The sequence below is a fragment of the Blastococcus sp. SYSU DS0510 genome (genome assembly GCF_054050835.1).
In genome coordinates this window covers 57,016-79,397 of the sequence record NZ_JBJHAC010000020.1, presented here as the reverse complement: position 1 = coordinate 79,397, position 22,382 = coordinate 57,016, and the positions used below count along the sequence as shown (strand labels likewise).

Genomic DNA, 22,382 nt, shown 5'->3' with positions numbered 1-22,382 from the left:
GTGCGGACCGTGCAGGCGGCCTTCGGCTTCTCGCCGCCACCGGGTGCGATCGGCTGGCGGTCGGACCTCGGTGGGGGAGCGCTGCTCGACAAGGGCGTCTACCCCCCAGCAGGGGCTCGTCGCGGCACAGCCCCGTCAGCGTCGTCCGGCTTGCTCTCCGCAACGGCTCCGGACCGCGCCGACGAGCTCCGCGTCGTCGGCCAGGTCCTGGCCCAGGACCGCGAGGACGGCGGGGACGGCCTCGCCGAGCGGCCCGCCGCCCAGGCGGAGCAGCTCCTCCGCACGGACGTCCCGCACCGGGGCGCCGGCGCCGCGCAGGTGCAGCAGCCACGCCGCCAGGACGGTGACCGCGACGTCCGGGAGGCGACCGGAGCCGCGTTCCCGGCGGAGCACCGGCAGGAGGCGGACCGGCAGCTTCTGCGACCCGTCGGCGGCGATCTGGGCCAGGGCGTGCCGCATCCGCGGGTTGGTGAAGCGGTCGAGCAGGGCGGCGCAGTACGCCTCCGCCTCCGCCCGGCCGAGGGTCAGGTGGGGGATGCAGAGCGCCCACCACTGCCGGACCAGGGCGACGCAGTGGTCGTCGGTCATCGCGTCGGCGACGGTGGCGTGCCCGCGCTGCGAGGCGACGTAGGCGAGCAGCGAGTGCGCCCCGTTGAGCAGCCACAGCTTGCGCTCCTCGAACGGCGTGACGTCGTCGGTGACGACCGCGCCGGCGGACTCCCAGGCGGGCCGGCCTCCGGGGAAGACGCCGGAGACGACCCACTCGCTGAACGGCTCGGTGACCACGGGGCAGCGGTCGTCGAGCCTCGTGGCGGCGAGGACGGCCGCACGGTCTCCGTCGGTGGGCTGCGGGGTGATCCGGTCGACCATCGTGGTGGCCGTGGTGACGGTCGCCGCCAGCCAGTCGGGCAGCCGTGGATCGACCGCCTCGGCCAGCCCGGCGAGGACGCCCGCGAGCACCGGGCCGTTGTCGGGCAGGTTGTCGCAGGGCACCAGCGCGATCGGGCCGGCGTCGGCGGCCCGGTGGGCGATCAGGCCGGCCAGGATGCGCGCCGGGGCGGAGGAGACCGGCGCGCGCGGATCTTCCCGGAGCGCCGCCACGTCCCGCGCCACCAGCGGGTCGGCGAGGTCCGGCCCGCCGGAGGCCGCGCGGTGGTAGCCGGCCTCGGTGATCGTGGTGGTGAGCACCCGGACCTCGGGCGAGGCGATCGTCGACAACCACGTGGCGTGGTCCCCGCCGGGCACGGCCCGCACCACCGAGGTCACCGGGGCGAAGGTGTCGCCGTCGGCCGCGCGGGTGACCAGGGTGTACAGCCCGCCCTGGACGCGCAGGGCGTCGGCGAGGTCGGGCCGGCGCCCGGTGAACGCGGCGATGCCCCACTCGCCGGCGTCGCTCGCCCGGTCGGTGTACCAGGCCTGGTGGGCGCGGAAGAATGCGCCGAGTCCGAGGTGCGCCGCGCGCACCGGCGGCGCCGGTGCCGTGCGGGAGAGCCGGGCGGCGCTCACAGCTTGAAGACCTCTCGCGGCCGGCCCACGACGAGGTCCACCGCCGTCTCGAGGGCCTCGTCCTCGTCGAGGAGGTGCTCGGTGACGAGGCGGGCGAGGAAGCCGCTGTCGAGCCGCCGGGACATGTCGTGGCGGGCGGGGATGGAGCAGAAGGCGCGGGTGTCGTCGATGAAGCCCGAGGTGCGCGAGAAGCCGGCGGTCTCGGTGACCGCGGACCGGAACCGTCGCACGGCCTCGGGCGCGTCCAGGAACCACCACGGGGCGCCGACGTAGACCGACGGGTAGAAGCCGGCCAGGGGTGCGAGCTCCCGGGAGAACACCGTCTCGTCGAGCGTGAAGAGCACCAGGTGCAGGTTGGGGTGGGTACCGAACCGCTCCAGCAGCGGCCGCAGCGGATCGGTGAAGTCGCCCCGCAGCGGGATGTCGTGGCCGGTGTCCGGTCCGAACGACGCGAACGTGGGCCGGTGGTGGTTGCGGCGGACGCCCGGGTGCAGGGTCATCACCAGGCCGTCGTCGCAGGACATGCGGGCCATCTCGAACAGCATGTGCCGGCGGAGGGCGACGGCCGATGACCGTTCCGCCCTGCCGGCCAGCGCCTCCCCGTAGATCCGCTCGGCGTCCTCGGCCTCCAGCGGCTGGGTGCCGACGTCCTCGTGGCTGTGGTCGGCGGAGACGGCGCCGTGTGCCCGGAAGTACGCGCGCCGCTCCTCCATGGCCGCCACCCACCCCGCGTACCTGCCGGTGTCGACGCCGCTCACCTCGCCGAGGCGGCCGACGGCATCAGCCCACCCGGGTGCGGCCGGCTCCAGGTAGCGGTCGGGACGGAAGGTGGGCAGGACGCGGCCGCGGAAGCCGGTGTCCGCGGCCAGCGAGGCGTGCGCGGCCAGGTCGTCGCACGGGTCGTCGGTGGTCGCGAGCACCTCGATGCCGAACCGCTCGAAGAGGGCGCGCGGGCGGTACTCGTCCTTGGTCAGCCGCAGGGCGATCTGGTCGTAGACGTCGTCCGCCGTCTGCGCCGAGGGGCGGACGGGAACGTCGAAGACCTCCGCCAGCGTGGTCTCGAGCCAGACGCGCGACGGAGTGCCGCGGAACAGGTGCCAGTTCGCGCAGAGCGTCCGCCAGACCTGCCGGGAATCCCGCTCGTCGAGGTCCGGGCGGCCGACGCCCAGCCGGGCGAGCGGGACGCCGCCGGCGTGCAGGAGCCGGGTCACGTAGTGGTCGGGGGTCACCAGCAGGCTCGCCGGGTCGCGGAACGGGACGTCGTCGGAGAGCAGCCGGGGATCGACGTGCCCGTGCGGCGACACGACGGGCAGATCCCGGACGCCGGCGTAGAGGCGGCGGGCGACGGCGCGCACGCCCGGCTCCGCGGGGAGCAGGCGATCCGGGTGGGGGGAGAGGGGTGCGGGCGCCGGCATGGCCGAGATGCTGGATGGTGACCGGCGCAGGCGGCAATCGGTTGCCACCTGTTGCCCGGGCGCTTGTGGCGGGGGCAGCGGCCCCGGATCGTCCGACCGGACGACATCTGGACCGCCGCGAAGGGGTCTCCATGGTCGAGCCGGTCGTGGCCGACGGCGGCGAAGTCATCCTCTGCGCGCCGCACATCAGGCAGATCGCGGCCATGCACCCCGAGATCGAGGAGATCGGCTACCTGCGGGGGGCGGGCACCTGGGACGAGGAGCACGGGGAGCGGTGCCGGCTCACGGTCACGCTGGCCACCGGCATCCCCGAGGACGTCGTCCGCCGCGCGAGCCTGGGCTACCTGGACCCCGCCGACGTCGACGTCGAGGCGTCCCGGTCCGACGGCGAGACGCTGGTGGTGCCGGAGGCGGGCGAGGTCCTCTTCCGCCTGCGCTGAGCCGTCGACCCGCGCTCGACCAGCCGCACGGGGAGGACCATCGGGGCCCCGGCCCGGCTCTCCGCGCCCTCGATCATGGCGAGCAGGTGCTTCGTGGCCGTGGCGCCCTCCAGGTGGAGCGGGGCGCTCACGGTCGTCAGCCCCGGCGTGACCAGCTCGGCGGGTCCGATGTTGTCGAAGCCGACGACGCTGACGTGGCCGGGCACCCTGATGCCGCGGGACCCCAGCCCCCGCATCAGGCCGATGGCCAGCTGGTCGTTGTAGGCCACCACGGCCGTCGGCGGGTCGACGGCCAGCTCCTCGGCCGCGCGGACGCCGCCGGGTACGTCGGGGGTGAACGGGCCGATCCGGCGGACCTTCAGCTGCAGGTCGGCGGCGGCGTCCTGGAGCGAGCGCCAGCGCATCCCGTCGGCCCAGGAGGCCTCCGGGCCGGCGACGTAGACCAGCGAGTGGTGGCCCAGGCGCGACAGGTGCTCGACCGCCCGCTGGATCCCGCCGGCGTTGTCGGGAACCACGGAGGGGACGTCGACGACGGCGCGGTTGAGCACCACCACCGGCTTCTGCTTGGCGATCATCCGGATCGCGGAATCCGACATGCGGGAGCCGCCGAGGACGACGCCGTCGACCACGGGGAGCGCGCGTTCGAGCGCGGATCGCTCCAGTCGGTCGGATTCCTGCGCGTCGACGAGGAGGATCGTGCAACCGGCCGAGGCGGCGGTCGCCTGCGCCCCGCGGACGATCTCGGAGTAGAACGGGTTGCCGATGTCGGAGACGACCAGGGCGATCATGTGGCTGCGCGCGGTGGACAGCGCCCGTGCCAGCGGGTTGGTGCGGTAACCGAGGTCCTCGGCGACCTGGCGGATGCGCTCGGCCGTCGCGGCGTTGACGCGGCCGGGCCGGGAGAAGGCGCGGGACACGGTCGACGGCGCGACACCGGCCACCCGGGCGACGTCGTAGATGGTCACGGCGCGGTCGGGCCGCTCGCCGACGGATCCGTCCACCACTCCTCCTGGCTCCGGTGCTCCCGGGGAGCGGCGTCGGACCTGGCCACACGGTCGGCAACCGATTGCCGACCCTACCGACCCATGCAGTGGTGGAGAGGACCCGGCGGCGCCGTCGTCACGCTGGGGGCGCTGGCTGGTCGGTGGCGCCGGTGCCGGACTGGGCGGGACGCCGGGTGACCGTCCGCCGTGCGCGCCCGGGTCGACGCCACGTCGCAGCGAGCCGCCTGCCGTTGGATGGCACGGGTGCCGACATGACCGGTCCACGGTCGGCAGGATCGGCCGGGTGACCGACCGCACACCTCATGACGTGACCGCGCTGCCCCTGGAGCGGAAGGCCGCCCTGCTGTCCGGCCAGGACTTCTGGTCCACCGCGCCGGTCGAGGAGGCCGGGCTGCCGTCGGTCGTGCTCACCGACGGCCCGCACGGCGTCCGCCGGCAGGCCGGCGACTTCGACCGGATCGGCCTGCTGCAGAGCCTGCCGGCCACCTGCTTCCCGCCCGCGGTCGCCGTGGCGTCGAGCTGGGACCCGGAGGTGGCCGAGCGGATCGGCGCCGCGGTCGGCCGGGAGGCGCGCGCCCTCGGCGTGCCGGTCGTCCTCGGCCCGGGCGTGAACATCAAGCGGTCGCCGTTGTGCGGGCGCAACTTCGAGTACTACTCGGAGGACCCGCTGCTGTCCGGGGTGCTGGGCGCCGCTCACGTGCGTGGCCAGCAGGGCGAGGGCGTCGGCGCCTCGGTGAAGCACTTCGCGGCCAACAACCAGGAGACCCAGCGCATGCAGGTCAGCGCCGAGGTCGACGAGCGCACCCTGCGGGAGATCTACCTGCCGGCCTTCGAGCGCGTCGTCACCGAGGCGCGGCCCGCCACGGTCATGTGCGCCTACAACAAGGTCAACGGCGTCTACGCCTCGCAGCACCGGTGGCTGCTGACCGAGGTGCTGCGCGACGAGTGGGGCTTCGAGGGCGCCGTCGTCTCCGACTGGGGCGCCGTCCAGGACCGGGTCGCGGCGCTCGAGGCGGGGCTGGACCTGCAGATGCCCGGCGACCACGGCACCGGGAACGGGCTGGTCGTGGACGCGGTGAAGGCAGGCACGCTGGAGGAGTCGGTCGTGGACCGCAGCGTCCGGCGGGTGGCGGCGCTGGCCGAGCTGGTGACGGAGCCCGCCAACGGCTTCGACGTCGACGGCCACCACGCGCTGGCCCGCGAGCTCGCCGCCGACTGCGCCGTGCTGCTGAAGAACGACGGCGGCGCCCTGCCGCTGGCCGCCGGGGCCCGGATCGCCGTGGTGGGGGAGTTCGCCCGCAGCCCGCGGTACCAGGGCGGGGGCAGCTCGAACGTGAACGCCACCCGCGTCGACGACGCGCTCGGCGCGCTCCGGGAGCTCCTCGACGTCCCCGTGGCCTTCGCGGCCGGCTTCTCCCTCGACGGCTCCGGGAACGCCGAGACCCTGCGCGAGGAGGCGGTCGCCATCGCGCGGGACGCCGAGGTCGCCGTGGTCTTCGCCGGGCTCGCCGACGCGGACGAGTCCGAGGGCTTCGACCGCACGACCCTCGACCTCCCCGCCCCCCAGGTCCAGGTGATCCGGGCCGTGGCGCAGGTGGCCCCGCGGACCGTCGTCGTCCTCTCCTCCGGCGGCATCGTCTCGCTGGAGGGCTGGCACGACGACGTCGACGCGGTCCTGGCCGGGTTCCTGCTCGGCCAGGCCGGCGGTAGCGCGCTGGCCGACCTGCTCACGGGCCGGGCCAACCCGTCGGGCCGGCTCGCCGAGACCATCCCGCTGCGGCTGCAGGACAACCCCAGCTACCTCAACTTCCCGGGCGAGCAGGGGCACGTCCGGTACGGCGAGGGCGTGATGGTCGGCTACCGCCACTACACCACCGTCGACCGGCCGGTGCGGTACCCGTTCGGCCACGGGCTGGGCTACACGACGGTCGAGACCGGCGACCTCCAGGTGACCGCCACCGGGGACGACAGCGCCTCGGTGACCGTGACGGTCGCCAACACCGGCGACCGCGCCGGCCGGCACGTCGTCCAGGTCTACGTGGCGACGACGGCCGGCCCGGTCCGCCGCCCCGCCCGCGAGCTCCGGGCCTTCACCAAGGTGTCGCTGGAGCCGGGGGAGTCCCGGACCGTCACCCTGGCACTGGACCGGCGGGCCTTCGCCTACTGGGACGTCCGCGAGGGCCGCTGGCTCGTCGCGCCGGGGGAGTACACCGTCCAGGTCGGCGACAGCGCGGCCGACGTCGTGGCCGAGGCGACGCTCGCCCTGACCGGTGACGACGTCGTCCCGGAGCTCACCCTGACGTCGTCGGTCGTGGAGTGGTTCGAGCACCCGGTGGTCGGCGCCCAGCTGCTCGAGGGCTTCCTCGCCACGATGCCCGCGGGCGCCGCCGAGATGCACGACGGCATGCTGCACATGATCGGGTCCATGCCGATGGGCCGGTTCGCCGCGGACTTCGGCTCGGCCATCCCGATCGCCGAGCTCGAGCGGCTCATGGCCGTCGCCCGGGACGCCCGGGCCGGCTGACCCGTCCGGGGAACGCCGGCGGGGCCCGGGATCCCTTCGATCCGGGGCCCCCTGGTCCGACGGCTAGGGCGTGCCCCCCACCTGCGGTCCGGACGAGGTCCGGGCGTGCAGCTGCAGCTTCGCGAACAGGTCCTCGACCATCAGCCGGCAGTCGAGCTGGGTGTAGACGCGCATCGGCCGCGCGCCGGGAGCGGGGGTGTACTGCCCGTCCGCGGGATCCCCGGCGTCTCCCGGACGACGTGCCGGCTCGAGGACGGGTCCGGCTGGAACGCCGACTGCAGCGCGGTGAGCAGCACCAGCGGGTTGTCGCCGAGGATGTAGGTCTCCCCGAGGTCGACCCCGTGCTGGATGGCCCCCGCACGGAGGCCGTCCAGCGCGGCGAACAGCCGGGCCCCCAGCGGTCCCTGCTCGGCCATCCGCAGCTGCAGCTCGGCGAAGGTGGCCAGCGTCTGCCGGTAGGCGTCGCGCGGCACCTGCCAGATCGGGACGGCGGAGTCGCCGAACACGATGGATCCGGCCAGCACGTCGATGAGCAGGTTGTACTCGATCGGCATCGCGTCGGGGGGCGGCTCGGCCAGACCGGCGTGCTCGGGCCCGCCGATCCAGACCAGCGTGAGCCGCCCGGCGATCCGCGGCTCGATCAGCCAGGCACTGGCGATCTCGGTGAGCCCGGCACCCGCGCAGACGTACAGCGGGGTGTCGACGTCGGTGCGCATGGCCTCGGCGACCAGCGCCTCGGCCGCCGCGGACCGGATGGGCGTTCCCCGGTCGGTCAGGCCCACGTTGGACCCGGCGAGGACCGGGACGTCGGAGCGGCCGGCCAGCGCCAGCACCTCGCGGGCGAGCGCGGCGGCGTTGTCGGCGGTGGTGTCGGAGGGGTCGAAGTGGTCTCCGGGCCGCAGGTGCGAGCCGATGACCAGCCGCAGGTCGACCGACGGGGAGAGCGCGTGGTGCGCCAGCTGCACGAGGCCGTCGGGGTCACCGCTGAAGTCGTTGTCGACGACGACGCGGATGCGAAGGTGGCTCATCGGTCAGCTCTCCTTGGTCGGTAGTGACTCGGCGTAGCGGCGCACCTCGGCGGCTGGTCCCGAGCGCGGCTGGCCGTCCCGGTCGTCCTCGAGCACCACGGCCTCCTCGACCGCGGCCGGCTTCGAGAGCGCGGCCAGCTCCTCCTCGGAGTTGACCGCCTCGCCGCGGGCCACCATGCCGGCGAAGTCCGACAGCGGGATCTCCTTGAGGAACAGCGCCAGCAGCAGCGCGACGGCCAGGATCGGCACCAGGTACCAGAACACCGGAGCCAGGCTTCCGGCGTAGGCGTCGACGATCGCGGACCTCAGCGGCTCACCGGCGGCCTCGACCGCGGCGGGCACCAGGGTGTCGGGCGAGGTGATGCCCGCCTGCGCCGCCTGCTCGGCGTTGCTGCCCAGGGCACCGGCGAGGTTCTCGGCCAGCCGGCTGGTGAACAGGGTCCCGAAGACCGCGACGCCGAGGGTGGCGCCGACCTCGCGGAAGTAGTTGTTCGTCGAGGTGGCGGTGCCGATCTGCCCGGCGGGCACGGCGTTCTGCGCCGCGAGCACCACGTTCTGCATGATCAGGCCCAGCCCGGCGCCGAGCAGGAAGAACATCGCGCCGATGGTCCAGAGCGAGGAGGCGCCGGTCAGCGACGTCATCCAGATCATCGCGGCCATGATCACCGCGACGCCGGCGATGGTGAAGATCTTGTACCGGCCGGTCCTGGCGATGAGTACCGCCGAGCTCTGGATCGTGACGATGATGCCCGCGGTCATCGGCAGCATGAGCAGCCCCGAGTTGGCCGCCGAGAGCCCGGAGGCCATCTGCAGGAACGTGGGCATGAAGGCGATGGCCGAGAACATGCCCAGGCCCACCGCCATCCCGAGCGCGGTGGCGACGACGAAAGTCGGGTTGCGGAACAGCGTCATCGGGATGATCGGCTCGGCCGCCCGCAGCTCGACGGCCACGAAGGCGGCGGTGGAGACGACCAGCGCCGCGAGCAGCGACAGCGCCTGCCACGAGCCCCAGCCGTCGCGGCCGCCGACGTCGGTGAAGAGCACCAGCGACGTCGTGGCGGCCGACAGGGTGACGATCCCGGCGACGTCGACCGGCGTGGTGCTGCGCTTGCGCGGCAGGGTCAGGGCGAACCAGCCGATGCCGAGGACCGCGATGCCGACCGGGACGTTGATCCAGAAGGCCCACTCCCAGCCGAGGGCGGGGTGATCGGTGAAGAAGCCGCCGACCAGCGGGCCGACGATCGCCGCGAGGCCGAACAGCGCGCCGATCGGTCCCATGTACTTCGCCCGCTCACGCGCCGGGACGATGTCGGCGATGATCGCCTGCGCCAGGATCATCAACCCGCCGCCGCCGAGGCCCTGGACCCCCCGCCAGGCGACGAGCCAGCCGAAGCTCGGGGCCATCGCCGCACCGATGCTGGCGGCGGTGAACAGGCCGATGGCGACCAGGAACAGCGTGCGGCGGCCCCACAGGTCGCCGAACTTGCCGTAGATCGGCATGACCAGGGTGGTGGCGAGCAGGTAGGCGGTCGTCATCCACGCCATGTGCGCGACGCCGCCGAGCTCGCCGACGATGGTGGGCATCGCCGTCGAGACGATGGTCTGGTCCAGCGCGGCCATGAGCATGCCGGCGAGCAGGGCGCCGAAGATCGTGTTGATCCGGCGCCGGGTGAGGACGATGGGGGCGGAGCCGGGACCGGTGGACTCCGCGGTGGCGGCGGGCAACTGCACTCCTCGAGGAAGGTGGGGCGCTACGGGGAGCGGACGGCGGTGTCCGCGCGGGGTCAGGCGGTGGTGCGGGGGGCCGGCAGCCCGGCAGCGAGGACGTCCCAGGCCTCGTCGACCAGGTCGGGGAGCGAGGCCGTGAAGTCGCCGGCCAGCCAGCGGTGCAACGCGGTCCGCATGGCACAGCCCTGCACCGCGGCGAGCAGCGTCGGGTAGGCATCCGCGCCGACGCGCGTGCCGGTGCGCGCGGCGATCGCATCGGACAGCGCCCGCTCGGACTCGCCGAAGGCGGCCATCAGCCGCTGGACGAGGACGGGATTCGCGTCGATCACCGTCATCCGCAGCGGCCACAGCTCTGACTCGTCGGCCATCTCGACCGCTCGCGCGCGCTGGACGGCGCGGAGCGACTCGACCGGCGACTCGGTGGATGGGCGAGCCGCGAACGCCTCGGCCAGCTCCGTGGCCATGGCCGGCTCGAGGCCGACCACCGCATCGACCTTCGACGGGAAGTAGTTGAAGAACGTGCGCGGGGACACCTCGGCGCGTGCGGCGACGTCCTCGACCGAGACGGCGTCCAGGCCGCGCTCGGCCACCAGCTCGAGGGCGGCCCGGTGCAGCGCGAGGCGGGTCGCCAGCTTCTTGCGCTCGCGCAGGCCGTCGGTCACCGCACCACCGTAGGTGGAATATGCACGCTCTGCAACTTTGCAGGGGCTGCAGCGTTCCGGCGTGTCGGCCGCCTTCTGCCAGGCCTACGCTTCGGTGCCCCGATCGCCCAGGAAAGGGACCGCTCATGCCCGACGAGCTGACCGGCCGGCCGACGCCGCGCGGCCCTGCACGCGTCCCGCTGCTGCACCCGGCCCGGCTGGAGGGCGAGCGGGCCCGGCTGCACGCCGAGATCACCTCCGGTCCGCGGCGGGCGCAGTCCTCCGTCGTCCCGCTCACCGACGACGACGGCCGCCTGCTGGGGCCCTTCGCCCTCATGCTGCTGGCCCCGGGGATCGGATCGGCGGTCCAGGCGGTGGGGGCGGCGCTGCGCGAGGACGCCTTGCTGAGCCCGCGGTCGCGGGAGCTGGCCGTGCTCGCCGTCGCCGCCCGGCGCCGGTCGCACTTCGAGTGGCTGGCCCACGAGCAGGCCGCCCGGGCAGCGGGCGTCGCCCCGGCGCAGCTGCAGGCCCTGCTGGACGGCCGGGTCCCCGAGGGACTGGACGCGGTGGACGAGGTCGTCGTCGCGACGACGTGGCGGCTGCTGGACGACGGTGAGCTCGACGACGACGGCTACGCCCGGGCCACCTCTGTCCTGGGGGCCGAAGCGCTGGCGGCGCTGGTCTGGCTGGTCGGCTACTACGCCATGCTGGCCACCGCGCTGGCCACCTTCCGGCCGGAACCGCCGGTGCCGGCAGGCGGCTGAGCCCGGTTCAGACGAGGACGCGGCGGCCGTGGATCCGGTCCGCCGCCTCCGCGGCGAGCAGGATCCGGCGGGCCGGGCGGTACCGGCCCTCGCGCAGGGTGCGGGCCTTGTCCGGGTCGGTTCCGGCGAGCTCCTCGCTGGCGGCGAGGTCGAGGGAGTTGTCCGCGAGCATGACCAGCCGGCCCAGGGGATCGGCGGCGGCGCGGCGGATCGAGCCGCCCATGTAGGGCTCGCCGGGGCGCGGGGTGACCGCGTCGACGGCGGCCACCACCACCTCGGGGACCCCGAGGGCCCGGAGCCGGGCGACGTCGTAGCGCCGCGTGGGATCCCGGTGGTCCCGGGTCAGGGCCACCACGTCGCGCAGCACGCCGGCCATCTCCGCCTCGGGGCCGTAGGGCCGGAGCATCTCGGCGAGCGGCCGCAGGTGGGCGAGGTAGTGGTCGTGGCCGTCCCGGTCCACCTGGCCCTCGTGCGCCGCGAGCGCCAGCAGGTGCGCGTCGGGGACGGTGAAGGCCACGCTCCGAGGCTAGGCGCTGGCGGCCGGTGGTCGTCGGGTGCGACGCGGTGCCCGGCCGAGGAGGCGCAGCCCCGACGTGGCGGGCCGCACCTCCTCCGACGGCGGCACCGCGCCGGCCGCCCGCTCGACCTGCGCGTCGAGCTCCGCCCGCCGGCGGTCGAGCGACGCCACCTCCTCGAGCAGCGCGGCGCGGCGGTCGGCGGCCTGCCGGTCGAGGCGGTCCCGGAGCGCCGCGGCCTCGGCGTCCGCGCGGCACCGCTCGTCCCGGCCGGTGGCCAGCAGCCGGAGCACCTCCGCCCGGCCGGTCAGCCGGGCCGCGGCGACCTCGGCCGCCGCCTGCTCCCCGAGCCGGGCGGCCCGCTCCGCGGCGCGCTGCTCCACCGCCTGCGCCTCCGCTGCGCGCCGCTCCGCCTCGGCGGTGGCCTCCTCACGGATCCGCTCGGCGGCGTCGAGGGTCCGGCCGGCGACGGCGAGCACCATCTCCGCCTGCGCCACGGCGGCGGCGATCGTCTCCCGCGCCCGGTCCCGGGCGCCGGCCAGCTCGCGGGCGGCGCGGGCCCGGAGCTGGTCGGCCTCGGTGCGGGCCGCCGCGCGCAGCTGCTCGGCCTCGGCCGTCATGCCCTGGGCCTGGTCGGCCGCGGCGGCCAGCAGCTGCCCGATGCGGTCGGACAACCGCAGCAGCTCACCGCCGCCGGCGGAGTGGTCGAGCAGCTGCCGGGCCTCGTCGAGGGCGGTCTGAGTCTGCAGACACCGGGCCAGCAGGTGCTCCCGCTCCCGGTCCGCCGTGGCCAGCTCGTCCTCGGCCCACTGCACGTAGGTGTCGACCTGGAAGCGGTCGTAGCCGGCCAGCGCCCGGCCGAACATCGGCGCCGCCCGGAACATCGTGGGCAGGTCGCCGGAGACGTTCGGCGGCGTGCGCGGCGCGACGTCGATGACCTCGGCCGCGCTCTCCTGCTGCGTCGCAGCGCTCATCCGGCGTGCCTCCTCCCGTGCCCCTGGGGCACCCGTCGTGCCGACGCTAGGTGCCGGAACGGGACGGCCGCGCGCCGAGGAGCGGGCCCGTCACCCGGCCGGGTGGGGTGCCCACCCGGTCCGGTCGCGCCCCCCGGCCGGTGTCGCCCCGGGTGACGTCCCCCGCACGGGTGAGCCGGGCCAGGGAGGGGTTCACCGCGGGCAGCGCCCGGGCACACCGTGGCCCATGGCACCGCCCAGCCCCGCGCCGGCCCCCGGCAGCATGACCGTCGCCCTGCTGTTCCAGTGGGAGGTCGTGGCCACCGTCGTGCTGGTGGCCGCCGTCCTGGCTGTCCTCGCGGTGGTGGCGCTCTCGGCGGCGCCCGGGGCCAGCGACCGCTCGGAGTGGCAGCGGTGGCTCGCCGCCCGGTCACGCGCCGAGCCGGGCGAGCCGCGCGCGGACGGCTGACCGGCCGCGCCGCCCGGTCAGGCGCCGCCCCGGAACCGCAGCACCGCCTCGACCCGGCTGCGGGCCTCGAGCTTGGTGAGCAGGCGGGAGACGTGGTTCTGCACCGTCTTGACGGACAGCCCGAGCCGCCGGGCGATGCCCGCGTTGTCGAGGCCCTCGGCCATCAACCGGAGGACCTCGTTCTCGCGGTCGCTGAGCCCGGGCGCCGCGGGCGGCGCGACCTCCCGCACCTCGCTGAGCCGGGCGAGGAGCCGCGGGGCCAGCGACCGCCCGAAGACGGCGGACCCGTGGTGCACCGCCCGCACCGCCGCCAGGAGCTCCTCCTGGCCAGCCCCCTTGAGCACGTAGCCGCGTGCCCCCGCATCGAGGGCGGCGACGATCGCGTCGTCGTCCTCGACCATTGTGATCACCAGCACGGCCGTCGCGGGACTCGCGCGCAGCACGAGCTGGGTCGCCGCGGCACCGGACATCCCGGGCAGGTTCAGGTCCATGAGCACGACGTCCGGCCGGTGCACGGTCGCCAGCCGGACGGCGTCCTCGCCGGTGCCCGCCTCGCCGAGGACCTCGGTGTCCGCGACCGACTCGAGCAGTCCGCGCAGCCCCCGCCGGAACATCGGGTGGTCGTCGACGAGGACGATGCCGATCGGGCCGCTCACCGGGGGCCTCCGCTCGGGCCACCCGTCGGCAGCGCGGCGACGACCACCGTGCCGCCGCCGATGCGGTCGGTGACGACCAACTCGCCGCCCAGCTCCTCCGCCCACTCCCGCATGGTCGAGAGCCCGTTGCCCGGGCGGCTCGGGGCGGGCGCCGCGACCCGGCCGCGCCCGTCGTCCTCGACCGAGACCAGCAGGCTCCGCCCGGCCTCCGCGCGGAGCAGCACCCGTACGCACGTGGCGCACGGCCCGGCGTGCCGGACCGCGTTGGTCACCGCCTCCTGGGCGATCCGGTAGGCGGCCACCTCGGTCGCGGCGGGCAGCGCGGGCACGGTGGGGCAGCCCTCGACGACGACCGGGAGGCGGCCGCTGCTCATCCGCCGGGCGAGCGCGTGCAGCGCGCCGGGCAGCCCCAGGTCGTCGAGCGCGGCCGGGCGGAGGTCCTCCACCACCCGGCGCACGTCGGCGACCGCCTCCTGGACGTCGTCGCGCAGCTCGAGCAGCGCCCGGTCCACGGCCGGGTCGCCGCCCACGGTGTTGCGGGCGGTGTCCACCCGCAGCGTCAGCCCGGCGAGTGCCGGACCGAGCCCGTCGTGGAGGTCGCGGCGCAGGCGGCGCCGCTCCTCCTCGCGGGAGAGGACCAGCCGTTCGCGGGACGCCTGGAGCTGGTGGGAGAGCTCCAGTGCCCGCACGACCGGCGCCAGCTGGTGCGCCAGCGCCGTCAGCACCGCGACCGTGGTGGCGCTCCTCCGGACGCCGGCCAGCCGCAGGGCGCCGACCTCGACCCGCTCGTGCACCAGCGGGACCTGCTGCTCGGGCGGCCCAGGGCGGCCACGGGACGCCAGGACGGCGCCGTCGGCCCCCAGGACGGCCACGTACGGCAGCCGCAGCGACTCGGCGAGCGCGTCGACCACCGCCGGGAGCGTGTGCTCCGGCGCCGCGGCGTCGGCCAGCCGGTCACCGAGGTGCCGGGCGACCTCCACCGGTTCGTCCCACACGCCGAGGGTCAGCCGGTTCACCGCCCGCTGCACGCGCTCCCGGACCGGCTGGAAGGCCACCGCGACGACGGCCGCGGCGACGACCGGCGCCCATCCGGGGTCACCGGAGCGGAGCACCGCACCCACCCCGCCGACCACCACGACGTAGACGGCGACGACCCCCGCCGTGAGGACCCCGTAGACGAGCGTGCGGTTGACCGCGAGGCGCAGGTCGTAGAGGTCGTGCTGCAGGACCGCCACGCCGACGGCGACGGGGAGTGCCGCGACCGCGAGGGGGAAGGCGATCGCGCCGCGGCTCTGGTCGACCACGATCCAGAGGCCGACGACCAGGGAGACGGCGGCGGCCACCAGCAGGGCGCCGACCTGCTGCCGCACGAGCGGGCTCCCCCTGCGCCGGCGCACGGCGACCGCGCACAGCCCGACCAGCGCGCTCACCGCCACCAGCGCGAGGCCGGTCAGCGGCAGGAGGTCCACGGCAGGCCGCCAGTCGAGAGGGAGCCCGAGCGGGTTGCGGATCCTGGCCAGGCGGTAGTCGAGCGGTTCGGGGGCGGTGAGCACCGCGCCCGTGAAGAGCGCGAGCGAGCCGAGCGCCAGGACGACCGCGGGGCGCCAGCGTGCCGACGGCAGCCGTCCGTCCGGGAAGAGCAGCGGGAGCAGGACGACGATCGTGATCCACCCGGCCCCCCGCACCGCCAGCGCCAGCACCGCGACCACGGCCCACCCCGGCTGGTCGGCGCCCGCGACCAGTCGGGCGACCGCCACCTCCAGGGGCAGGGAGGACAGGCCCCACAGGGCACCGCCGGCCCACAGGACGAGCCCGATCCGGTGGCCCGGGCGGTGCACCAGCACCACCGCACCGGCGACGACGAACAGCAGGACGACGACGGCGTCCACCCATCGGGCGCCGGCTTGCGGGAGGGCGTTGCCGACGGCGACGGCGGCGGCCCCGGCTGCCGAGGCCACGGCGGCCGACGACGCGAGCCACAGCCCGGCGGCGCCTGCCCGTCCCATGGCGGTCATGGTGCGGCTCCGGTGCCCCGTGCGGGAGGTCCCCGGTCGCGGCGGGTCGCCGTCGCTACCGGCCGAGCCGGGTGCCCGACTCCGCCACGGAGCGCCGGGGAAGGACGGCGGCCGCCACGAGGACCCACAGGGGGAAGGCGAGCGTCAGCAGGAAGGACAGCGGGGTCACGAGGCCGACCGTCGCGAGAGCCGCGCACGTCCAGCCGAACCACCGGGGGAACGCCGCCGTGCGGAGGACGGCCACCGCCGTGCCGGCCAGCAGCACGGTGAGCCCCACCGGAGCGGCCAGCCCCGACAGCGCCAGCCCGCCGTCGTAGAAGACGACGGCGGACTCCGGTGCCAGGCCGGCGGGGCTCCCCGCCCGCAGGGCCCCGGCGGAGACGAGGGCGAACCCGCCGGCGAGCAGGCCGGTCGCCGCGGCGCCGCCGATGGCCGCCACCCGGGCGGGCCACGGATCCCCGGACGCGGCGTCGTCGAGCGCACGGACGAGCGCTGCGAGGAAGCAGGCGAGCGGGACCAGGGCGATCAGCGAGAGCATCATCGCGACGGCGATCCGGTCCGGTGCCGCGGCGTAGAAGCGCAGCACCGCCTCGGCCTCCGCGTGCGGCGCCGGGGTGGCGCCCTGCAGGGCGTTGCCGGCGACGGCGAGCGCGGCGAAACCGGCGGCGGCGGCGAGCGGGGTGCGTGCGGACGTGGAGACGGGCATGGTCGACCTCGTGGGGGCGGGAGGTGGCCCGCGGGCCGGGCGGCGTACCCCGGCCTCGGCGGTGCGTGGACCGGACCACGGTCGCGCCCGGGAGTTCCCGTCGTCATCGGGCGCACTCCCGCACGGCCGGGAAGTCCTCCCGGTCAGGCCGTGTCGAGGACGATCTTGTACTGGCCGGGCCGGGGCTGGATCGCCGCGGAGAAGGCCGCCTGGACCCGGTCGACCGGGTGGACGTCGCTGACGTAGACGTCGCGGAGCTCGGGGTGGGCGGCGAGGTAGTCGCCCGCGTCCCGCAGCACCCGCGCCCGCTCGAGGGTGACCCCGGCGCGCAGCGTCAGGTTCTTCCGCAGGAACGTGATCATGTCCATGGGGTACACCGGGTCGTCGGGGATGCCGAAGTAGAGGACGTCCCCACCCGGCGCGACGCCGGCCAGGCAGTCCTGCAGCGTCGTCACCTGGTGGCCCACGGCCTCGACGACGATGGCCGGGCGGTCGGCGTCCGCGAGGGTCGCCGCCCACCGGCTCGCGCTGGCCGTGACGGTCTCGTGCACCCCGAAGACGTCGGCCGCGGCGGTGCGGTCCACCCGGTCGACGCCGACGACCCGGCGGGCGCCGCGCTGCCCGAGCACGTGGCTGAAGAGCAGGCCGATGGGGCCCTGCCCGATGACGGCGACCGACTTCCCGCTCAGGTCCCCGAGCTGCTCCGCGGCGTAGAGGACGCAGGCCAGCGGCTGCAGCATCACGGCGGTGGTCGGGGGGAGCGCGGTGTCGTAGCCGGCCAGCCCGTTGCCGTCGGTGACCACCAGCTCGGCGATCCCGTCGAAGGCGGACGCCCAGCCGACGACCGGGTCGCCCGCGGAGTGGGCCGGGTGCCGGCTGGCGACCACCTCGCCGACCACCTCGTGCAGAGGGAAGCCGGGAACCGGTGTCGCCGTCCGGTCCGCCGGGTTCGGGGCGTACAGGAAGGGCGCGCCCTTGAAGAAGGGCAGGTCGCTGCCGCAGATCCCACCCGCCCGCGTGGCGATCAGCACCTGGCCCTCGGCCAGGTCCTCGGCGCGCGGTGCGGGCACCTCGACCTGCTCGAAGGTGAACGGTCCGCTCAGCCGCTGGGCCCACACGTCGCGCCGCCTTCCGTCTCCGCGGCCGCCCGTGCGGCCGTCCGCGAAGTAGACCAGCGCCCGGCTCCGGGCGCAGCGGGACCCCCGGGGGAGCCCGGCGCAGCGCGCCCGGGCGCCGACGGGATACTGGTCCGCGTCGCGCACGCCCGGCGACGCGCCGGCGCGCCGGGCCGGCGGTCCCACGGTCGAGGAGGTCCTGGACGTGCCCAGAGCGCTGCTGCTGGAGAACATCGACCCGGTCGCGACCGAGATCCTCGGTGCGGCGGGCTACGAGGTCGAGTCGCTGCGCGGGGCGCTGGACGAGGCGGACCTGGTCGCCGCGCTCGACGGTGTGGACCTGCTCGGCATCCGCTCGAAGACCCAGGTGACCGCGGAGGTGCTGCGCAGCCGTCCCGACCTGCAGGCGGTGGGCGCCTTCTGCATCGGCACCAACCAGATCGACCTGACCACGGCCGCGGCCGCGGGCGTGGCGGTGTTCAACGCGCCGTTCTCGAACACCCGCAGCGTGGTGGAGATGGCGATCGCCGAGATCATCATCCTGGCCCGGCGGCTGGTCGACCGCGACCGATCGCTGCACGCCGGGACCTGGGACAAGTCGGCCGCGGGCAGCCACGAGATCCGCGGGCGGACCCTCGGCATCGTCGGCTACGGCAACATCGGCAGCCAGCTGTCGGTGCTCGCCGAGGCGCTCGGCATGCGGGTGCTCTTCTACGACCTCGAGGACAAGCTGGCGCTCGGCAACGCCCAGCGCTGCGACAGCCTGGAGGAGCTGCTGGAGCGGGCGGAGACCGTCACGCTGCACGTGGACGGCCGGGCCGGGAACGCCGGGCTGTTCGGCGCCGAGCAGTTCGCCCGCATGCGGCCGCGCAGCATCTTCCTCAACCTCTCCCGCGGGTTCGTCCTGGACCACGAGGCGCTGCGCGACAGCATCCTGAGCGGCCACATCGCCGGGGCGGCGGTCGACGTCTTCCCGCACGAGCCCCGCGAGCAGGGCGACGAGTTCACCTCGGTGCTGCGCGGCCTGCCCAACGTCATCCTGACCCCGCACATCGGCGGCTCGACCCAGGAGGCGCAGCACGACATCGGGCGGTTCGTCGCCGGCAAGCTGGTCGACTACACCGCCACGGGGACCACGACGCTGAGCGTCAACCTGCCCACGGTCGTCCTGCACAGCTCCTCGACCGACCGCTTCGCGCTGCTGCACCGCAACGTGCCGGGCGTCCTGGCGCGGGTCGACGCCCTCGTCGGCGAGCACGGGCTCAACGTCGACGCCCAGGTGCTGGCCACGCGTGGGGAGTACGGGTACGCGGTCACCGACGTCGGCGCCCCGCTGCCCGCGGACCTGCTGGCGGCCCTGCGCACCCTGCCGGAGGCCGTTCGCCTGATGAGGTTCGCGCCGCGGGTCGACTGACCCGCGTACCCCGCCGGACCGGGGGCGTCCCCGCCGGCGGGGCGTCATGCTGGTGCGGTGGCGGAGGACCGCTCGGCCGGAGCGCGGCGCACCCGCCGGTGGTTCCTCGTGGGCGCCGCCGGCGTCCTGCTCGCCGGGGCGGCGCCGGGCTGCGGGGCCCGGCCGGAGGGAGCGACGCCGGAGCCGGCCGAGCGCCCGGCGGCGTCCCTCGCGGCCCGTCCGGGGGAGCCCACCGAGCCGTTCCCGGCCCCCGGCACCCACCCGCTGGACCTCGGGCAGGAGGGCGAGGCGCTGCTGCACGTGCCGCCGGGCCTCACCGCCGGCGAGCCGGCGCCGCTGGTCCTGACGCTGCACGGGGCCGGCGGTGACGCCGCGGGCGGGCTGGCGCTGCTGCAGGCCGAGGCCGACGAGCGGGGCCTTCTCCTGCTGGCGCCGAGCTCCCGGGGCCCCACCTGGGACGCCGTGCGCGGTGGCTTCGGGCCCGATCTCCGGGTCGTCGACCGGGCGCTCCGGCGGGCTTTCGGCACGGTGCCGGTCGACGGCGGGCGGATCGCCGTCGCCGGCTTCTCCGACGGCGCCTCCTACGCGCTCGGCCTGGGACTGGCCAACGGGGAGCTCTTCGACGCCGTCCTGGCGTTCTCGCCGGGGTTCGTCCCGGAGACGTCGTGGCACCGGCCGCCGCGGGTGTTCGTCAGCCACGGCACCGGCGACGACGTGCTGCCGGTGGACCGGACCAGCCGGCGGATCGTCCCGGCCCTGCGCGAGGAGGGGGTCGAGGTGACCTACCGGGAGTTCCCCGGGCCGCACGCGCTGCCGCCCGAGATCGCCCGGGAGGCGCTGGACCTGCTGGGCTGGGAAGCCCCGGGGTGACCGCCGTCACGACCGGGCGGCCGGGTGGGTACGGTCGCGGGGTGCGGCTCCCGGACGGTCTCGTGGCGGTGGTGAAGCGCGACTGCCCCACCTGCGTCCTGGTCGAGCCGGTGCTGCGGCGGCTCGGCGCCGCGGTCTGGTGCCAGGACGACGCCGGCTGGTTCGACGGCGACGACACCGAGCTCGAGCTCTCCTACCGGCTCGGCATCGAGACCGTGCCGACGCTGCTGCGCGTGGTGGACGGCGCCGAGACCGCGCGGGTCGTCGGGTGGAGCCAGGAGCAGTGGGCGGAGCTGACCGGCGTGCCCGACGTCGGCGAGGGGTTGCCCGAGCACCGGCCGGGGTGCGGCTCGCTGTCGGTGGACCCGTTCCGCATCGATGCGCTGGAGGCCCGCTTCGGCGGGAGCGGGCTGGCCAGCCGGCGGGTCGAGCTCGCCGAGCTCGAGGACGAGCACGAGGCGCTGTTCGACCGGGGCTGGACCGACGGGCTCCCCGTCGTGCCGCCGACGCCCGAGCGGGTGCTGCGGATGCTGCGCGGCACGACGCGGGACCCGCAGGACGTGGTGGCCGTCGTGCCGCCGGACCTCGTCGAGTGCACCGTCGAGAAGGTGGCCGTCAACGCGGTGCTGGCCGGGTGCCTGCCCGAGCACCTGCCGGTGGTCCTGGCCGCGCTGGAGGCGGCGGCCGCCGAGGAGTTCGCGCTGCACGGCCTGCTGGCGACGACGTACTTCTCCGGCCCCGTCGTGGTGGTCAACGGCCCGGTCGCCGGCCGGATCGGGATGAACAGCGGGGTCAACGCGCTCGGGCAGGGCAACCGGGCCAACGCCACGATCGGCCGGGCCCTGCAGCTGGTCGTGCGCAACGTCGGCGGCGGCCGCCCCGGCGAGGTCGACCGGGCGACCCTCGGCAACCCCGGCAAGTTCACCTTCTGCTTCGCCGAGCGGGAGCACGACAGCCCCTTCGCCCCGCTGGCCGCCGACCGCGGGGTGGCCGGTGACGCGGTGACCGTCTTCGCCGGATCGGGTGTGCAGCCGGTCGTCGACCAGCTCAGCCGCGACCCGCGCTCCCTGGCGCGCACCTTCGCCGCCTGCCTCCGCGTCAACGCCCACCCCAAGCTCCCCATGGCGTTCGACGCGATGCTCGTCGTCTCGCCGGAGCACGGCCGGGTGTTCCGCGAGGCCGGTTGGGACCGCGCCCGCCTGCTGGCCGAGCTCGACGAGCTGCTCACCCTGCCCGGCGACGAGCTGGTGCGCGGGGCCGGTGGCATGGCCGAGGGGGTGCCCGCCCGCTTGGCCGGGGCCGATCTGCCGAAGTTCCGGCCCGGTGGTCTGCTGGTGGCCCACGCCGGCGGCGACGCCGGGCTGTTCAGCGCGATCGTGGGCGGCTGGGTGGCCGGCGAGACCGGGAGCGCCCCGGTGACGAGAGAGGTGCGCGCATGAGGACCGTCCTGGACCCGACCGGCGAACGGCAGGCGTCCGCCCGGGAGCTGCTGCCCCGGCCGGCCTCGCTGCGCGGCCGCAGCGTGGCGCTGCTCGACATCAGCAAGGCGCGCGGCGACGTCGTCCTCGACCGGCTCGCGGAGCTGCTCGCCGCGGACGGCGCGCTCGTGCGGCGTTACCGCAAGCCGACCTTCGCCCGCACCGCGCCGGTGGACCTGCGGCACGAGATCGCCGAGCAGTGCGAGGTGGTCATCGAGGCGCTCGCCGATTAGGGCTCCTGCACGTCGTGCAGTGTGCACGACATCGCCGACCTCGAGCGCCGCGGCGTCGTCGGGGTGTTCCTCGCCAGCGAGGCCTTCGCCGAGGCCGCCCGCGCGCAGGGCGGGGCTCTGGGGTTCCCCGCGCCGTGCGTGCTCGTCCCGCACCCGGTGCAGGACCGCACCGACGCGGAGCTGCGGTCGGCCGCCGAGGCGGCGTACCCGGCGGTGGTCGCCGCCGTCACGGCGCCGCCCGGTGGATGACGCCGACGGCGCGCGCTGCCAGGGTGGGCCGATGACCGAGATGCCGATCAGCCGCTTCCCGCTCCGGCCCGCCGGCGAGCTGCCCCCCGACCTCGCCGAGCGCTACGCGGAGGTCCAGGAGAAGTCCGGCTTCCTGCCCAACGTCTTCGCGGCGCTGGCCTGGCGGCCGGACGAGGCGCGGGCGTTCTTCGCGATGCACGACGCGCTCATGGACAAGGACACCCCGGGGCTGTCCAAGGCCGACCGCGAGCTGATCGTCGTCGCCACCAGCGCCGGCAACGACTGCCTGTACTGCGTCGTCGCGCACGGCGCCGTGGCACGCATCCGCACGAAGGACCCCCACATCGCCGACCACGTCGCCGTCGACTGGCGCAAGGCACCGCTGTCCCCGCGGATGCGCGCCGTGCTCGCGGTCGCCACCCGCCTGGCGGCCGACCCGGCCTCGGTCACCGCCGAGGAGCTGGGCGCCCTCGCCGACCACGGCCTCACCCAGGACGACGTCTGGGACGTCGGCATGATCACGTCGTTCTTCGCGCTCTCCAACCGGCTGGCGCACTTCGCGGCGATCACGCCCAACCCCGAGTTCTTCCTGATGGGCCGGCTGCCGCGCGGCGCCGGAGAGGCGCCCGCGCCGCCCGCCTGACGCGGGGCCGCCCGCG

The 22,382-nt window shown here is 75.7% G+C and carries 20 protein-coding genes and 1 pseudogene; 9 read left to right on the top strand and 12 right to left on the bottom strand.

From position 1 onward, the window contains the following. Nucleotides 1–135: 135 nt before the first annotated feature. Together ACI79P_RS16230 and uxaC are read right to left on the bottom strand one after the other, a co-directional pair. On the bottom strand, nucleotides 136–1,506 hold the full coding sequence (locus ACI79P_RS16230) for a mannitol dehydrogenase family protein (protein ID WP_456582083.1): 1,371 nt from the start codon (nucleotides 1,504–1,506) through the stop codon (nucleotides 136–138). Next, on the bottom strand, nucleotides 1,503–2,921 hold the full coding sequence (gene uxaC, locus ACI79P_RS16225) for a glucuronate isomerase (RefSeq protein ID WP_456582082.1): 1,419 nt from the start codon (nucleotides 2,919–2,921) through the stop codon (nucleotides 1,503–1,505). Before uxaC ends, ACI79P_RS16230 begins: the two co-directional genes overlap by 4 nt. A gap of 131 nt (nucleotides 2,922–3,052) precedes the next feature. Here uxaC and ACI79P_RS16220 point away from each other — a divergent pair, with 131 nt between their 5' ends. Next, the gene (locus tag ACI79P_RS16220; protein WP_456582081.1) at nucleotides 3,053–3,361 is read left to right on the top strand and encodes a hypothetical protein; all 309 of its coding nucleotides are present in this window, start codon (nucleotides 3,053–3,055) and stop codon (nucleotides 3,359–3,361) included. Here the strand turns inward: ACI79P_RS16220 and ACI79P_RS16215 are convergent. Further along, nucleotides 3,262–4,362, bottom strand: a complete 1,101-nt coding sequence (locus ACI79P_RS16215; protein ID WP_456582080.1) for a LacI family DNA-binding transcriptional regulator — start codon at nucleotides 4,360–4,362, stop codon at nucleotides 3,262–3,264. The two genes, ACI79P_RS16220 and ACI79P_RS16215, sit on opposite strands and share 100 nt — an antisense overlap. Nucleotides 4,363–4,648: 286 nt before the next feature. Here ACI79P_RS16215 and ACI79P_RS16210 point away from each other — a divergent pair, with 286 nt between their 5' ends. Beyond that, entirely contained in the window at nucleotides 4,649–6,889 is a 2,241-nt protein-coding gene (locus ACI79P_RS16210; protein WP_456582079.1) for a glycoside hydrolase family 3 C-terminal domain-containing protein, read from the top strand. Nucleotides 6,890–7,029: 140 nt separating this feature from the next. On the opposite strand, the gene ACI79P_RS16205 is transcribed toward ACI79P_RS16210, so the two are convergent. Genes ACI79P_RS16205 through ACI79P_RS16195 form a run of 3 tightly spaced genes read right to left on the bottom strand, consistent with a single transcriptional unit; the run spans nucleotide 7,030 to nucleotide 10,307 of the window. Continuing rightward, nucleotides 7,030–7,917 (bottom strand): nucleoside hydrolase, encoded by an 888-nt coding sequence (locus ACI79P_RS16205; protein ID WP_456582078.1) that lies wholly within the window; start codon nucleotides 7,915–7,917, stop codon nucleotides 7,030–7,032. 3 nt (nucleotides 7,918–7,920) lie between these two features. Further along, nucleotides 7,921–9,642, bottom strand: a complete 1,722-nt coding sequence (locus ACI79P_RS16200; protein WP_456582077.1) for an MDR family MFS transporter — start codon at nucleotides 9,640–9,642, stop codon at nucleotides 7,921–7,923. Between the two features lie 59 nt (nucleotides 9,643–9,701). Further along, nucleotides 9,702–10,307, bottom strand: coding sequence for an acyl-CoA-like ligand-binding transcription factor (locus ACI79P_RS16195; protein ID WP_456582076.1), 606 nt, complete (start codon nucleotides 10,305–10,307; stop codon nucleotides 9,702–9,704). Between the two features lie 125 nt (nucleotides 10,308–10,432). Here ACI79P_RS16195 and ACI79P_RS16190 point away from each other — a divergent pair, with 125 nt between their 5' ends. Continuing rightward, nucleotides 10,433–11,050 carry a carboxymuconolactone decarboxylase family protein gene (locus tag ACI79P_RS16190; RefSeq protein ID WP_456582075.1) on the top strand — a complete coding sequence of 206 codons (618 nt, stop codon included), beginning with the start codon at nucleotides 10,433–10,435 and terminating at the stop codon, nucleotides 11,048–11,050. A 7-nt stretch (nucleotides 11,051–11,057) separates the two neighbouring features. Here ACI79P_RS16190 and ACI79P_RS16185 read toward each other — a convergent pair whose 3' ends face one another. Then, entirely contained in the window at nucleotides 11,058–11,567 is a 510-nt protein-coding gene (locus tag ACI79P_RS16185; protein ID WP_456582074.1) for a phosphohydrolase, read from the bottom strand. A 9-nt stretch (nucleotides 11,568–11,576) separates the two neighbouring features. Next, entirely contained in the window at nucleotides 11,577–12,539 is a 963-nt protein-coding gene (locus tag ACI79P_RS16180) for a hypothetical protein (protein ID WP_456582073.1), read from the bottom strand. 226 nt (nucleotides 12,540–12,765) lie between these two features. On the opposite strand from ACI79P_RS16180, the gene ACI79P_RS16175 reads away from it, so the two are divergent. Then, complete coding sequence (locus ACI79P_RS16175) at nucleotides 12,766–12,987, top strand: hypothetical protein (protein ID WP_456582072.1); 222 nt, start codon at nucleotides 12,766–12,768, stop codon at nucleotides 12,985–12,987. Nucleotides 12,988–13,004: 17 nt separating this feature from the next. Here ACI79P_RS16175 and ACI79P_RS16170 read toward each other — a convergent pair whose 3' ends face one another. The 4 genes from ACI79P_RS16170 to ACI79P_RS16155 form a co-directional block, all read right to left on the bottom strand. After that, nucleotides 13,005–13,643, bottom strand: a complete 639-nt coding sequence (locus ACI79P_RS16170) for a response regulator (RefSeq protein ID WP_456582071.1) — start codon at nucleotides 13,641–13,643, stop codon at nucleotides 13,005–13,007. Continuing rightward, nucleotides 13,640–15,649, bottom strand: coding sequence for a sensor histidine kinase (locus ACI79P_RS16165; RefSeq protein WP_456582070.1), 2,010 nt, complete (start codon nucleotides 15,647–15,649; stop codon nucleotides 13,640–13,642). The genes ACI79P_RS16170 and ACI79P_RS16165 overlap by 4 nt, the downstream gene beginning before the upstream one ends. Before the next feature lie 64 nt (nucleotides 15,650–15,713). Beyond that, the gene (locus tag ACI79P_RS16160; RefSeq protein WP_456582069.1) at nucleotides 15,714–16,364 is read right to left on the bottom strand and encodes a hypothetical protein; all 651 of its coding nucleotides are present in this window, start codon (nucleotides 16,362–16,364) and stop codon (nucleotides 15,714–15,716) included. A 143-nt stretch (nucleotides 16,365–16,507) separates the two neighbouring features. Next, a complete protein-coding gene (locus tag ACI79P_RS16155; protein WP_456582068.1) occupies nucleotides 16,508–17,626 on the bottom strand; it encodes a zinc-binding dehydrogenase in 1,119 nt (372 codons plus the stop codon). A gap of 58 nt (nucleotides 17,627–17,684) precedes the next feature. Between ACI79P_RS16155 and serA the strand changes: the two genes are divergently transcribed. The 5 genes and pseudogenes from serA to ACI79P_RS16130 all read left to right on the top strand — a co-directional run bounded on the left by serA (nucleotide 17,685) and on the right by ACI79P_RS16130 (nucleotide 22,366). Further along, complete coding sequence (serA, locus tag ACI79P_RS16150; RefSeq protein ID WP_456582067.1) at nucleotides 17,685–18,893, top strand: phosphoglycerate dehydrogenase; 1,209 nt, start codon at nucleotides 17,685–17,687, stop codon at nucleotides 18,891–18,893. A gap of 57 nt (nucleotides 18,894–18,950) precedes the next feature. After that, nucleotides 18,951–19,763: an alpha/beta hydrolase gene (locus ACI79P_RS16145; RefSeq protein ID WP_456582066.1), complete on the top strand. Its 813-nt coding sequence runs from the start codon at nucleotides 18,951–18,953 to the stop codon at nucleotides 19,761–19,763. Between the two features lie 41 nt (nucleotides 19,764–19,804). After that, on the top strand, nucleotides 19,805–21,202 hold the full coding sequence (locus ACI79P_RS16140; protein WP_456582065.1) for a thioredoxin family protein: 1,398 nt from the start codon (nucleotides 19,805–19,807) through the stop codon (nucleotides 21,200–21,202). Further along, nucleotides 21,199–21,723: pseudogene (locus tag ACI79P_RS16135) on the top strand (UGSC family (seleno)protein). The gene ACI79P_RS16140 and the pseudogene ACI79P_RS16135 overlap by 4 nt, the downstream one beginning before the upstream one ends. A 31-nt stretch (nucleotides 21,724–21,754) precedes the next feature. Then, entirely contained in the window at nucleotides 21,755–22,366 is a 612-nt protein-coding gene (locus tag ACI79P_RS16130; protein WP_456582064.1) for a peroxidase-related enzyme, read from the top strand. Nucleotides 22,367–22,382: the final 16 nt, after the last annotated feature.

What these genes read in the sequence shown, in the direction of transcription:
- ACI79P_RS16205 (WP_456582078.1), bottom strand. Translation starts at nt 7,917, where the DNA reads ATGAGCCACCTTCGCATCCGCGTCGTCGTCGACAACGACTTCAGCGGT.
- ACI79P_RS16220 (WP_456582081.1), top strand. Translation starts at nt 3,053, where the DNA reads ATGGTCGAGCCGGTCGTGGCCGACGGCGGCGAAGTCATCCTCTGCGCG.
- ACI79P_RS16175 (WP_456582072.1), top strand. Translation starts at nt 12,766, where the DNA reads ATGGCACCGCCCAGCCCCGCGCCGGCCCCCGGCAGCATGACCGTCGCC.
- uxaC (WP_456582082.1), bottom strand. Translation starts at nt 2,921, where the DNA reads ATGCCGGCGCCCGCACCCCTCTCCCCCCACCCGGATCGCCTGCTCCCC.
- ACI79P_RS16130 (WP_456582064.1), top strand. Translation starts at nt 21,755, where the DNA reads ATGACCGAGATGCCGATCAGCCGCTTCCCGCTCCGGCCCGCCGGCGAG.
- ACI79P_RS16190 (WP_456582075.1), top strand. Translation starts at nt 10,433, where the DNA reads ATGCCCGACGAGCTGACCGGCCGGCCGACGCCGCGCGGCCCTGCACGC.
- ACI79P_RS16180 (WP_456582073.1), bottom strand. Translation starts at nt 12,539, where the DNA reads ATGAGCGCTGCGACGCAGCAGGAGAGCGCGGCCGAGGTCATCGACGTC.
- ACI79P_RS16160 (WP_456582069.1), bottom strand. Translation starts at nt 16,364, where the DNA reads ATGCCCGTCTCCACGTCCGCACGCACCCCGCTCGCCGCCGCCGCCGGT.
- ACI79P_RS16165 (WP_456582070.1), bottom strand. Translation starts at nt 15,649, where the DNA reads ATGGGACGGGCAGGCGCCGCCGGGCTGTGGCTCGCGTCGTCGGCCGCC.